8 protein-coding genes and 1 pseudogene are annotated in these 13,870 nt (G+C 42.1%); 5 read left to right on the plus strand and 4 right to left on the minus strand.

Features of this window, described 5'->3' with window-relative positions; translation table 11 throughout:
• Positions 1–18: 18 nt before the first annotated feature.
• The 3 genes from narH to RVY80_RS01390 form a co-directional block, all read right to left on the minus strand.
• The gene (narH, locus tag RVY80_RS01380; protein WP_317329344.1) at positions 19–1,452 is read right to left on the minus strand and encodes a nitrate reductase subunit beta; all 1,434 of its coding nucleotides are present in this window, start codon (positions 1,450–1,452) and stop codon (positions 19–21) included.
• On the minus strand, positions 1,442–5,116 hold the full coding sequence (locus RVY80_RS01385; RefSeq protein ID WP_317329346.1) for a nitrate reductase subunit alpha: 3,675 nt from the start codon (positions 5,114–5,116) through the stop codon (positions 1,442–1,444). The genes narH and RVY80_RS01385 overlap by 11 nt, the downstream gene beginning before the upstream one ends.
• A gap of 74 nt (positions 5,117–5,190) precedes the next feature.
• Positions 5,191–5,877 carry a Crp/Fnr family transcriptional regulator gene (locus RVY80_RS01390; RefSeq protein WP_317329347.1) on the minus strand — a complete coding sequence of 229 codons (687 nt, stop codon included), beginning with the start codon at positions 5,875–5,877 and terminating at the stop codon, positions 5,191–5,193.
• Positions 5,878–6,158: 281 nt separating this feature from the next.
• Here RVY80_RS01390 and RVY80_RS01395 point away from each other — a divergent pair, with 281 nt between their 5' ends.
• The 3 genes from RVY80_RS01395 (at position 6,159) to RVY80_RS01405 (ending at position 9,594) form a co-directional block, all read left to right on the plus strand.
• Complete coding sequence (locus tag RVY80_RS01395; protein ID WP_317329348.1) at positions 6,159–7,496, plus strand: MFS transporter; 1,338 nt, start codon at positions 6,159–6,161, stop codon at positions 7,494–7,496.
• Between the two features lie 439 nt (positions 7,497–7,935).
• Complete coding sequence (locus tag RVY80_RS01400; protein WP_317329349.1) at positions 7,936–8,823, plus strand: EamA family transporter; 888 nt, start codon at positions 7,936–7,938, stop codon at positions 8,821–8,823.
• 111 nt (positions 8,824–8,934) lie between these two features.
• Entirely contained in the window at positions 8,935–9,594 is a 660-nt protein-coding gene (locus tag RVY80_RS01405) for a DUF1638 domain-containing protein (protein ID WP_317329350.1), read from the plus strand.
• A 467-nt stretch (positions 9,595–10,061) separates the two neighbouring features.
• Here the strand turns inward: RVY80_RS01405 and RVY80_RS01410 are convergent.
• Positions 10,062–11,582, minus strand: a pseudogene (locus tag RVY80_RS01410) (carbon monoxide dehydrogenase); the annotation flags it as partial.
• Between the two features lie 23 nt (positions 11,583–11,605).
• Here RVY80_RS01410 and RVY80_RS01415 point away from each other — a divergent pair.
• A complete protein-coding gene (locus RVY80_RS01415) occupies positions 11,606–12,598 on the plus strand; it encodes an aconitase family protein (protein ID WP_317329352.1) in 993 nt (330 codons plus the stop codon).
• Between the two features lie 179 nt (positions 12,599–12,777).
• Positions 12,778–13,815: a lactonase family protein gene (locus tag RVY80_RS01420; protein ID WP_317329354.1), complete on the plus strand. Its 1,038-nt coding sequence runs from the start codon at positions 12,778–12,780 to the stop codon at positions 13,813–13,815.
• Positions 13,816–13,870: the final 55 nt, after the last annotated feature.

Consider the following 13,870-nt stretch of genomic DNA (forward strand, 5'->3'; position numbering starts at 1 on the left):
TCATGGTAGCTGTATCACTCATCGATGACATCCTCCTGTAGGACAACGAAAGCCTTGATGTTGTTGCATACCGATGCGATCTTCGCGAGATACATCTACATCCGTTGGAATGACAAAACGATCATTATATTTGGATAGACCAAGCAATTTGTACATAGCGAGCATTTGTGTTTCTGTGAGCATTTCTCGACCGCTCAACACCTCTTCTTCACCATGTTCACGACGTTTCATGAATTCGCGCATATCAAGGATTTTTTGCAATACTGTTTCTACGATATCAGTGTTACCAGCGCTGAACATGTTGGCCAAGTATTGCACTGGTACGCGCATTTCAGTAGCTTCTGGCAAATATACATCGCTCGTTACGCGTTGCAAAATTGGACTCAATGGTGGCACATACCAAACCATTGGCAATGTACGGTATTCAGGATGCAATGGCAATGCTACACCCCATTCTTTTACGATTTTGTAGACTGGGGATTTTTGAGCTGCCTTTAACCAGTTTTGGCTAATGCCGTCAGCTTTAGCTTGTTCGATAACAGCAGGATCATTTGGATCAAGGATGATATCCACCATGGATTGGTATATATCTTGTTCGTTTTTAACGGACGCCATTTCTTCCACTTTATCCATATCGTACAACACTACGCCAACGTAACGCATACGGCCTACGCAAGTTTCCGCACAAATTTGAGGTAACCCATTTTCCAAACGTGGGTAACAGAATACGCATTTTTCAGCTTTATTCGTTTCCCAGTTGTAAAAAATTTTTTTGTATGGGCAAGATGGTACACAATGCCGCCAACCGCGACATACGTCTTGGGATACGAGAACGACACCGTCTTCATCGCGTTTGTAGATCGCACCAGACGGGCACGCCGCTACACAGGCAGGGTTCAAGCAGTGATTACACAAACGAGGCAAATAACGCATGAATACTTCTTCGTAATCGAATACGATATCGTCGCCCATTTTTGTGAGGTTCACGTCTGTACGAGCGTGATGACCGCCAGCCAAATCGTCATCCCAGTTTGGACCCCATTCGACTTCCATTTTTCCCTTTGTGATCAAAGAACGTGGGCGTGCGATAGGTTGGTTATTTTTACGACCGGAATGAATCAATGTTTCATAGTCGTATGTCCAAGGTTCGAAATAATCCTTTAATTCAGGTTGTTCTGGATGATAGAACAACTTCATCAAACGAGAACCTTTAGAACCTGTGGAAAGGGCTAATTTACCATCGCTACCAATAGTCCAGCCACCTTTCCATTTATCTTGATCTTCCCAGTTGCGTGGATACCCAACGCCTGGACGTGTTTCTACGTTATTAAAATACATGTATTCTGCGCCTTCACGGTTTGTCCATGTATTTTTACAAGTAATAGAGCATGTATGACAGCCCAAACACTTGTCTAGGTTTAATACCATTGAGATTTGTGCTTTAATCTTCAAGCCAGTCCACCTCTTTCAATTTACGCGCCACTACAGTCATATCACGTTGGTTACCTGTAGGTCCATAATAGTTAAATCCGTAACTCAATTGGCCATAGCCACCAATCATGTGTGTCGGTTTCATGTGAATATGTGTTGGTGCATTATGCGTACCACCACGTTGTTTCTTCACTTGTGCGCCTGGCACGTTGATATGACGGTCTTGGGAATGATACATGTAACTGATGCCACGAGGAATACGTGGGGATACTACGGCACGGGCTGCGACAACACCATTTTTGTTGAAAGCTTCCACCCAATCGTTATCTTTTACATCGATTTCAGCCGCATCATCTTCGTTGAGCCAAATCGTTTGACCACCACGGAACAATGTCAACATTTGTTGGCTATCAAAGTACATACTATGAGTACTCCATTTGTGATGTGGTGTTAAATATTTGAGCGTAATTTCAGGCACGCCATCGATTTTGTAATCCTTTTGTACTGGTTTATAGCTCAATACAGGTTTATACAATGCCAATGCTTCGCCATAATCGCGCATCATTTCATGATCCATGTAGAAGGATTGACGTCCTGTAACAGTACGGAATGGTAATTTATCCTCAGTGGATGTGGTGAAAGGAGAATAACGGCGGTTTTTGTCGCTTTTACCAGTACTGGAAACAGAACTGATGATATAGCGTGGTTGTGCCACCATGTCATCGAAGGTGATGGATTCTTCTTCACGACCTTTGGAAATATTAGTCAAACCAGTTAAACCAGTTTTCTTTTCCATGGATTCCCAGCTGCGAACAGCGAGTTTACCATTTGTGGAGGAAGACAATGCCAATACTGCTTCACAGGCTTCTTTCGCTTCGTAAATGCTTGGACGACCATTGGAAATGAAACCTTCATGATCGATAACGCCATTTTTCGTATACAAGCTTTGATATACGTCGGATACATCCCAGGACAAGCCATGAGCGCCCATTGTTTTTTCAATGTTTGGTCCCAAGGCGATGAATTTTTCGTAGATTTTTATGAAATCACGTTTTACATGCACAAGGTTTGGCATTGTTTTACCTGGAATTGGTTCACATTCACCACGGCTCCAGTCAAGGACTTTACCTTCTGGTTGCGCCACTTCGCCAAGGCTATCATGTTGCAATGGAACGGCTACGATATCTTCGTATTCGCCCAGACCTGCTTCTTTTGCTACGCGAGATACTGTTTCGGAAAGGGTACGGAATGTATCCCAGTCAGATTTAGTTTCCCATGCCGCGTTAACAGCTGCTTGGAACACGTGTACGTATGGATGCATGTCTGTAGAGGACAAGTCTTCTTTTTCGTACCATGTTGCTGCTGGCAATACGATATCTGAATACAAACCAGTAGAGGCCATACGGAAATCTACGTCTACGAGCAAATCAAGTTTGCCTTCTTCTGTAGCTTCACGCCATTTCACTTCTTCTGGACGAACTGTACTGTCATCATCTTCCAAAACGCCATGTTTCGTACCGAGTAAATGTTTCAAGAAATATTCGTGACCTTTAGAGGAGGAACCAATAAGGTTTGCACGCCATACGATGAGGTTACGAGGATAGTTTTCAGGTGCTGCTGGATCTTCGATAGCGAAATGTAAATCCTTTTTCTTCAAGGATTGTGCTACGAATGTATTGATGTCGGCTTCAGAGCTATACCCTGCGGCGCGAGCGTCATCAATGATTTGTTGGCCCCCTTTATTGAAAGTAGGATAAGACGGCAACCAACCTAAACGAGCCGCCATTACGTTATAATCCGCTGGATGGCGGTAACGTGGTTTAGCTAGTTTAGATGTTCTTTCACCTAAGTCCATCACATCAGAACGGTATTGTTCTGTAGCGAAATAGAAGAAAGATGTACCATTTTGCAAACGAGGCGCTTTGCTCCAGTCGTTAGCAGTCATGATGCCTGCCCAACCTTCGATAGGACGCAATTTTTCTTGGCCTACATAGTGAGCCCAGCCACCGCCATTGCGACCTTCTGTAGCTGTGAACAATACAATATTCAAGATAGTGCGGTACAAGATATCTGCATGATACCAGTGGTTGATACCACCGCCCATGATAATCATGGAACGACCTTTTGTTTTAATAGAGTTGTCCGCAAATTCACGAGCCGTACTAATAGCCACTTCTGCTTTTACGCCAGTGATTTTTTCTTGCCATGCTGGTGTGTATGGAACGTTATCTTCATAGGAAGTCGCCACTTCACCACCTAAACCACGATCTAAACCATAGCTCGCAACGAGCAAATCGAATACGGTTGTTACTTGTACAGGGCCGTCTGCTGTTTGTACCGTAATAGTAGGGATAGCGCGGTCAATCATACCTTCGTGTTCTGTATCACCAAAATATGGTAATTTCACGATAGCTACATTTTCCCGTTGATCATATACGGACAATTGTGGAGAAATAGGCGCACCAGTTTCACTATTTTCCATTTTCAAATTCCATTTTTGTGGATTCCCATGACGGTCGCCTAATGTACCGTTTGGAATAACCAAGGTTTTGGAGTTTTCGTCGATGAGAACTTGTTTGAATTCTGAATATTCCCCACCTTTGCCTAAATCTTTGGCATTGAGGAAACGACCAGGTTGTAGATACCCATTTTCTTCTTCTACGCGGATGAGGAATGGCATATCAGTGAACTCTTTTACATAGTCTGTAAAGAATGGTGTTTCTTTATCCAAATAGTATTCTTTGAGGATAACATGCCCCATAGCCATCGCTAATGCCGCATCAGTGCCGGCTTTCACATTGAGCCAAGCATCAGAAGATGTAGTGGATTCAGCGTAGTCAGGGGATACGGACACAACCTTAGTACCTTTGTAACGTACTTCTGTAAGGAAATGAGCGTCCGGTGTACGAGTCAATGGCACATTAGAACCCCAAGTCATAATATAGCCTGCATTGTACCAATCGCCACTTTCAGGAGTATCTGTTTGATCTCCCCATACTTGAGGACTCGCTGGAGGCAAATCGGCATACCAGTCATAGAAGCTAAGCGGTACGCCACCCATAAGGTTCAAGAACCGTGTACCCCCTGCATAGCTAAGCATGGACATAGCTGGAATTACGGAAAAGCCAGCATTACGGTCTGGACCATATTTGGTAGCTGTATAAAGCATAGATGCGGCAACGATTTCAGAGGCTTCATCCCAGTTGGAACGAACAAAACCACCAAGGCCACGGGCTTTTTTGTATTTACGAGATTTTTCAGGATCTTCTACAATTGTTTTCCACGCTTCTAACGCATTAGGAGCGTTTTTCTTAGCTTCGCGCCATAATTCAGCAAGTTCGCCACGAACGTAAGGATATTTTACGCGTAGTGGGCTGTACAAATACCAAGAGAAGGTAGCACCACGAGGGCATCCACGTGGTTCGTAATCCGGCATATCATCTGGTGTATCAGGGTAATCGGTAGCTTGATTTTCCCAAGCAACGACACCATTTTTCACGTAGATGTTCCAGCTACAAGAACCAGTACAGTTAACACCGTGCGTAGTTCTTACTACTTTGTCATAGGACCAACGATCTCGGTAAAAATTTTCCCATTCACGACCACCTTGTTCTGTGATTTGGTGACCACTTTGAGACACGTCTTTTTTCCGAAGAAACTTAAACTTTTGAGACAACAAACTCATCTCGTGTCCTCCTTTTAGATACAAAAAAGCCCTCAACGTTGCAACCATTACAACGCCAAGGGCTACCCACTCTATTATTCGATGTTATAGCTTTCAGAATTAACTGATTCGGAATCCAAATCGAGCAATTCTACTAGACCATCAAAATTACAGATTACAATGTGGTGTTTATCATAGGCTACATAGCCTAATTTGCGCAACTCACTTAGCATACGGTTCAAGCTTTCACGAGAGGTAACGGCAAACTCTGCCAACTCCTGATTCGTTAATGCAACGTCAATAAAAATACCATCTTCACGTTTCACACCATAACTATTCGCTAGTCGAATCAGTGTCGTATAGAAAGCACCTTTTTTTCCGTATAGAATCAGATCTCGATACTTCGCCTCTTGCCGACGCATGTGAGTTGTCATAATACGCATCAGGGCTATCAGTAACTGAGCATTTCCCTCTACTATGGGTTCAAGCACATCATACCGGATAGCATAGACCGTCGCAGGTTCTCGAGCAATCGCATTAAATACGTACGTTCGTTTCCCATCCTCAAACAACGGTACTTCACCGAGCACATTATCTTTTTCTATCAAACGTAACGCAAATGTATGTCCTGAGGCCTCAAATTTCTTGATACTCATTCGACCACTTGTGACAATGTAGAAATACTCCGCTTTGTCACCTTCGCGGAATAAAAACTCTCCTTTTGAAAGTTTTATCGTTTTCCCTGGCAACGCAAGTAATTGGTTGATCAATTCTGAATCCATACTTTCACCACACCATGTATTATAATTTTCAAATGCACTGTGCGTTCTCAATAAAAACGCATATCAGTTTTATATCTAATTATATAATACCACAAGTGTGTTTTTTATTACATATTTATCATACTGAATTGGCTATAATAGTGATGTGATTTTTGGCACAAGTATATAAATTTTCCATTTATTTTCCATTTGTAATTCTCTAGATTTCAACAATTACAAATCATCTAAAGGATTCTCAACATCCTTGTGTCCTCTGTATGTGTAAGTAGGAGATTAACAGCATGAGCGAATTCGTTATGCCTCAAACTGGCGCCAGTCGCCAAGACATCGTTGCTAATTGGCAACCAGAAAATCAAGAGTTTTGGGAGAAATTTGGCAAAAAAATTGCCAAAGAAAATCTAATTGTTTCTACCGCAGCTCTCACCCTATCCTTCTGTGTTTGGTACATTTGGAGTACAGTAGCCTCACAACTCAATGCAGCCGGTTTTAAATTTACTACCGAAGAATTATTTACCCTTGCTGCGATTCCTGGCTTAGTCGGTGCCACATTGCGCTTCCTTTACACCTATATGCCTGCACTCTGCGGTGGTAAAAACTGGACATTCATTTCTACGCTAATCCTATTGATTCCTATCATCGGTTTAGGGTTTGCCGTACAAGATACCGGTACAAGCTACACCACCTTCTTGATTCTAACAGTGCTCATCGGTGTAGCTGGGGGTAATTTTTCCTCCTCTATGGCCTATATCGGCAATTTTTACCCGAAAGCAGAAAAAGGTACAGCCCTCGGTATCAATGGCGGTATTGGTAATCTCGGCGTTGCTATTATCTTATTATTAGCACCAATGGCGATGGCTAGTAGCACATTGGGTAATATCTTTGGTGTAGAACCATACATGATCAAGGGCGCTGAGTTATTCTTGGCAAACGGTAGCTTTGTTCTCGTCATTCCTACAGTCATCATTCTATTACTAATTTTAAAATACATGGTAAATCTACCACTAGATAAACCAAATCCAAAGGCTATTGCCACTATTATGGGCAGCAAACACACTTGGGCCATTACATTAATCTACACATGTGGCTTCGGTGCCTTCAGTGGTTATGCAGCGGCATTGAGTCTGTTAGTTAGCAAAGAATTTCCTGATATTCCATTCACCTACATGGCATTCCTTGGACCATTGGTAAGTGCTACACTTCGCCCAGTAGGCGGTTGGTTAGGTGATAAAATCAACAGTGGTACAAAGGTTACATACTACGCATTAATTGGTTTGATTATCAGTACTGCCCTCATTGCAGTAGGCATTGATTTACACAACTTCGTATTCTTCTTCATCGCTACCGTTATTACCTTTGTCATGACGGGGCTCATGACAGGTGCTACATTCCGCATGATTCCTCATATCTTCACCAATGCATTACAAGGCTCCTTAGTAACAGGTTTCGTAGCTGCCGTGGCCGCATACGGCGCCTTCGTAACACCAAAACTATTCGGTTTTATCTACTCTACATTCGGTAATATCCATCCAGCATTCGCTATGTTGCTAGGGTTCAACATTCTAACATTGGTAGTACTATATTGGTTCTATGCACGTAAAAACTCTGGCATCAATTGCTAATGGCTCCTTGGTAAAAGCTAATGGCGCCCTTGTAAAAGCTAATTTTTGGCATTCTACTGTAGTGGTTCAAATTTAATTTGTATCATTGTTAACCCAATAACAATATCAAAGAACACATCCCTGATTCTCCTCTCTAGAGGAAACCTCTAAGGTCGTATCATCAGGGATGTGTTCTTTTCATTATTCTACTATTTACCTATGTTGCAAATTAAATTTGGCTCAGCATTTTAAATTGACCAAAATTAGCCTATACTGCCCCTCCTTAGAGGGAAAAGCCTTATCATTTCGGCTTGTATATGGTAGGATAAACTTGTTATATAAAATATTTTTCTGCGTAGGTTCGCAGTATAATGCAATTCTCACAGTCTAGAACGAGTCACTATTAACAACATGACTTCACTATTGATTGTATATATCATTGAGAGAAAAGAGGATTTTTATGTTGTGGATGTTAGCTGCCATAGGCTCTGCCATTTTCGCAGGGTTGACATCAATTCTAGCCAAATGTGGGATTCGTCAAACTGATTCTGACGTGGCCACTGCGGTTCGTACCATTGTAGTAGTCATATTTGCATGGCTCATGGTGTGGATTGTAGGATCCTTTCACACAATCTATTCCATATCGCCCTATTCACTATTATTCTTAGGTCTATCTGGTATTGCCACCGGAGCCTCTTGGATTTGTTATTTCAAAGCCCTATCCATAGGTGATGTGAATAAGGTAGTACCTATCGATAAATCCAGCACTATTTTAACCGTCATACTCGCCATCATTTTATTCGGTGAAACTAACCATTTAGTCGTCAAATTGGCTTGTACTGCCGTATTAGGTCTTGGTGTTTTTATGATGATTGAGAAAAAATCATCCACATCCCCAAACAGTACGGAGGATGACAAGAATGCTAACGAGTATTTAGTTTACGCTATCCTGTCTGCCGTATTCGCAGCAGCCACGTCCATCTTGGCCAAGTATGGTATCTCCGATGTAGAATCTAATCTCGGTACAGCCATCCGAACATGCTTTGTCCTCGTTATGGCATGGCTCGTCGTGTACCTCCGTGGCAAAGGTCATTTGCTGTCACACATGCCGAAAAACGAATCCCTTTTTATTATTCTCTCTGGTATTGCCACTGGCGCGTCATGGCTATGTTATTATTACGCTATCCAAAATGGCATCGTCAGCATCGTGGTACCCATCGATAAACTCAGCATCATCGTATCCATCATATTCTCCTATTTCGTCTTTGGTGAAAGACTCAATAAACGGACTTTCACAGGTCTCATGCTCATGATTGGGGCCACATTAGTCATGGCTATATTTGCATAAACTTATCCAGGGTTATGTGATTTTTCAAATCCCATATTTCTAATATTCCCCTGTTCGAGATTCCATGTTTTATTCAAAAATTAACTATTAAATCAGAAGCGAGGTGTTTCTATGTCCAGCATTATTTTAGGTTGTCCAACCATCCAATACGAATTAAAACAGGCTATGACGGATGCACACTGTGATATTCCAGTGTATTTCATTCCGCAGCAATTACATAATTCACCGCCAGCGTTACAGAAATATTTACAACGTGCTATTGATAGTCTATGGAATGTAGATCGCATTTATATTTGCGTATCCGCCTGTGGTGGTGGCACGGCAGGGCTCACATCACCTACGGCAGAGCTCGTCCTCCCACGCACACGGGACTGTGTGGATATTTTATTATCTGGTGATTCTCTTGAAAGTCTAGACCGCCCTATGGATGGCTGTTTCTTCACCCGTGGCTGGGCCGATTTCAATCGCAACAGCGAACAATCCATTCAAAAATTAACAGAAAAAAAAGGCTATGAATATGCAAAATCCTATGTTCAACAATTATATGACGGATTTAACAAATTCTACTACGTCGATACAGGACTCAATCATTTACCAGATATCCATGATATGATGGATCCATTGGTGGAAGCATTGGATGGAACTATTACAACAATTCCAGGGCACTATGGGATACTCAAAAAAATTGCAAATGGCACCATCGATGAAGATTTTATGGTTGTAGCGCCTAATCAAACGGTAGAATTAAGTGCATTTATGCAATGGTTCTAGCGGGTCGTTTCTAATTCAGTGACGGCGAAAATAACCCCATTTCTCAGGAGCTTAGAGGTCCCCTCTAGCCGAGTGAGAAATGGGGTTATTCTTCGCCTTACAGCGGTATCGCAGAATTAGGCACGCTAGAACCATAGATAAAATTGTCTTGAAATACCGTTTGATTAAGGCGCCACAACTATTTGGGAGAGGGCGTAGAAATACGCTCATTTACGGCTAGGTATATAGCTGTAAAATTCCATCATTGAGCAACTATTATAGATTCTCTCCTCCACACCCCCTCGCGCCTTTCCCCTGGTGCTAAAATTATTGAGGATGTATATAATACACATCCAGGCATTAGATTGTAAAATCAGAACGTTTACAGGTAGGGCAGAAAGAAAAATACACCTTTCGAAAAACGACTTAGAGCTTGTCTCTTTGGCGGCTTTTCGGAAGGTGTATTTTCTTTCACAAGGTTTTAAAGGTTAGATTTTCCAACCTAATGCTCTACGTTTAGCATTTATATCCTCAATAATTTTAGCAGCTACTGTTTTTCCGTCTGTATGTACATACATGACAGAGCCCAAGTATTCAGTGCTGTCTTTTTTCAGGAAGTCTGTTACTTTTTTAAAACCCTGTACAGGTGGCTCTACGCAGTGGTAAGAGTTTATACCATGCAAACGGAACCCCAAAGACGCACATACGCCTTCTTCGTTAGACCATTCAGGACTGGACATAGCGAATGGCATATCTTTCAACGCACGGCCAAATTGACCAGTGATAGCGCCGAAAATACCGGAGGATTTCGCGTTATCTACGCACTCTCCTACATGCCATACTGGTGGCATATCTGTTTCCTTGAAGAATGCTTGTAAACCAGGTCCGCATTTTTCCATAACAGAGTCTGGATCACATAGGCCCATCTTTAATAATGGGAAAGATGCACAACCGTTTGTTAAAATCACGATGTCGTTTTTCAACATTTCAAGAGCTATTTCGTATGTTGGTTTTTCGAATACAACACGAGGGTTAGAACAACCTACGATATTAACTACACCACGGATTTGGCCGTACTCCAATGCTTTCGCAATTTTATCATAACCAAATGTTTGACCTACGTTGTAAGGGTTGAAACCAACTTTACCTTTCACCTCATATGGTGGAATGAATACAGGTAAACCACGGCGTTCCCAGTGTGCTTGAAGAGCACGGTCCATAATTTTACGAGCAATCTTTTCAGTATCGCCCATGTTGGAATGGAAACGATCGTATGCATAATGCTCAGAGCCAGGCAAACGCGCCGCATCAGATGTTGTGACAACAACAGTTTGCGTACATTTTGCAACGTCCATGATAGCCGGGTACACGTCTTGAATGTCGGCACACCATAAATCAAAAGCACCAGTACCAAGAACAAGTTCTGCACCTACAGCATTACTCAATGGAATAACGTTTTCATAACGGTACATTGCCGCCAAACCAGAGCAACAAATACCGTAGAAATTAACGCCTTTAGCGCCAATTTCTCTTGCTTTTTGTTGGTACTCTTCGCTATTACCAAGTTCTACAACTTTGGAAACGAGCATTGGCAAATGACCATGTACCGCAATATTTACATAGTTTTTCTCTAATGCGCCCACATTAACGCGGCAATTACGGATTTCACCTTCACCGTACAAAATATCTGTGGCGATATCTGCGGCTACTACGCCTGTGAAAGTAAATGCTAACCCGCAACGCAAGAAGGCACGCATATTGCTGAACCAATCACCATCTGTACCTACACAAGTACGATGGTATGTATCAAACGCTTCATTATACGCAGAGATTGGGAGAATATCGAGTCCTGCCCATACTTTTTGCCGCTCTTCTGGTGCCATATGTTTAATCGTCAAATATTCGCCTGGCATCGCACGGCTCAAATCATCAATTAAGATATCTGCTACATCATTAGCAATGTCTTTAATTTCACGATTTTCTGTTTCAAGACCAAATGCAGTAGCTACTTCGATCAAAGAAAGGTCATGTAGTGCATCCTAATGTAAGTCTTGTTATCGCAGCTGGGAGTCGTCAAATCTTCTCCATGGCACTTCGCGATGGCATTATCTCTACACTCGTTGATGCTGGTGCCCGTATTCTTGAATGCGGTTGTGGCCCTTGCGTTGGTATTGGCCAAGCCCCACGTACACATGGCGTATCCTTCCGTACATCAAACCGTAACTTTAAAGGCCGCAGCGGTACACTCGATGCTTCCGTATATCTTGGTAGCCCAGAAGCTGCTGCCATCACAGCTATCAAAGGATATATTACAGATCCAATTGCTGAAGGTGTGACCGATGTATTATTAACGGTGGAGGAGCCTAAGACTTTCATCATCGACGATAATATGATTATCCCTCCAACTGAAGGCGATACTAGCGATGTAGAAATTATCCGCGGTCCAAACATCCAACCAATGCCAATTAATGAGCCATTGCCAGACACGATTCAAGCCCATGTTTCCGCATACCGTCCAGACAATATCACCACAGACGATATCATTCCTGCAAACGCTCAATTCTCCGCATTACGTTCCAATATTCCAGCTATCAGTCAAATTACATTCAGTCGCATCGACCCAGATTTCGTAAAACGTGCTGAAGGTTATGGTAAATCCTTTATCGTAGGTGGTGAAAACTATGGTCAAGGCTCCTCTCGTGAACATGCAGCTATCGCCCCAATGTATCTTGGTGTAAAAGCAGTCATCACAAAATCCTTAGCCCGTATCCATAAAAATAATTTAATCAATCACGGTGTAATACCACTCAACTTCGTAGACCTTGCAGATTACGATAAAATTAATCAGGATGATGAATTGAAAATCACAAACTTCCCTGAACAGTTGAAATCTCGCAACATCATAGTGGAAAACCTTACAAAAGGATTCTCCTTCGAAACAAAAACAGAACTCACTGAGCGAGAAGTAAATATCCTCATCGATGGTGGACAATTACGCCAAGTACAAGCTAAAAATAATGCTTAAAATATTAAATATAGTAAAAATTAGCATCTATTATTACTCAATAAATCAAGATGCTACACACTATTAACACAGTAATAATTTAATCTCTAACAATTTTACACTCAACGATTTGTAAGAGGTAGTGCGTATCGCATTTACCGCGATACGCACTATTTTTATCCCCAAAACAGGAGGTTCTTATGTTTGCATATGTAGGTTGCCGCACCACTGAACACAGAAATGCTCGAGGCAAAGGTATTAATGTATATGATGTTAACGGTCACGATTGGAAACTCATCCAGACGTTTCCTATTTTGGATAACCCATCCTATTTCTGCCTAGATAGAAATAAAAATTATCTCTACACAGTACACGGTGATTTAAACGATGTAAGTGCTTTCAAAATAAAAGAAGATGGCACTATCGAACATCTCAATACAGTGCGCGCTGAAGGCAAAAATCCGGTATATGTTGTACCATCCATTAACAATAAATTCGTCTTCGTAGCTTCACTCCAAGGTGGTGCTGTGGCAACATTGCCAATTCAAGAAGATGGTAGTCTTGGCGATGCCATCTATGTAGCACATATCGCGGGTCTCACGCCTGAAGGCGTATCCCATGCTCATCAATGTGAATTAGACCAAACAGGTAACTGGTTACTTGTGCCAACACAAGGTCGTCATATTGGTTATGAACGTGTCTATGTATTCAAAGTTAACAATGATACCGGTGAACTAGTAGAGCATTTCCACATTGATGCTAGAACTTATGCGGAGCCTCGCACTCTAGCAGTGAGCAAAGACAACAAACGTGTATATTTAATGAACGAAAAAGGTAACTCCGTAACATACTATCGTTTTGACGACCAAGCTGGCACATTAGAACCACGCCAAATCATTCCTTCCATACCAGAAACCTATACAGGTCAAGGTCAGGCGAGTGCGGTTCTCATCAGTCCAAACCAAAAATTCCTTTACGGTACAAATCGTATTCATGAAAGTGTAGTATCCTACCGCATCAATGAGGAAACAGGATTCCTCACCACCCTTGGTTATGATTCCGTATTAGGCCTCACACCACGTTTCTTTATGTTCTCTCCCGATGGCGAGGACCTCATTATTGCAAACGAAGATTTCGATACAATTCGTATCTTCAAGGCTGATCCTGTAACAGGAGCCCTTACATTCAGTGGTACCACTATTGAAACAGGTAGCCCAACAACGATTGTATTTAAATAGTCACTATAACCAATCTAATTCCCAATTTAAGTAAATAATTATGCTACCGTCAGAG

Origin of the sequence: Veillonella absiana (assembly GCF_032970865.1) — a bacterium.
In the GTDB taxonomy this organism is placed as follows: Bacteria; Bacillota; Negativicutes; order Veillonellales; family Veillonellaceae; genus Veillonella; species Veillonella absiana.

Coding starts and splice junctions, on each gene's coding strand:
- RVY80_RS01395 (WP_317329348.1), top strand. CDS start 6,159: ATGAGCGAATTCGTTATGCCTCAAACTGGCGCCAGTCGCCAAGACATC.
- RVY80_RS01385 (WP_317329346.1), bottom strand. CDS start 5,116: ATGAGTTTGTTGTCTCAAAAGTTTAAGTTTCTTCGGAAAAAAGACGTG.
- RVY80_RS01405 (WP_317329350.1), top strand. CDS start 8,935: ATGTCCAGCATTATTTTAGGTTGTCCAACCATCCAATACGAATTAAAA.
- RVY80_RS01390 (WP_317329347.1), bottom strand. CDS start 5,877: ATGGATTCAGAATTGATCAACCAATTACTTGCGTTGCCAGGGAAAACG.
- RVY80_RS01420 (WP_317329354.1), top strand. CDS start 12,778: ATGTTTGCATATGTAGGTTGCCGCACCACTGAACACAGAAATGCTCGA.
- RVY80_RS01400 (WP_317329349.1), top strand. CDS start 7,936: ATGTTGTGGATGTTAGCTGCCATAGGCTCTGCCATTTTCGCAGGGTTG.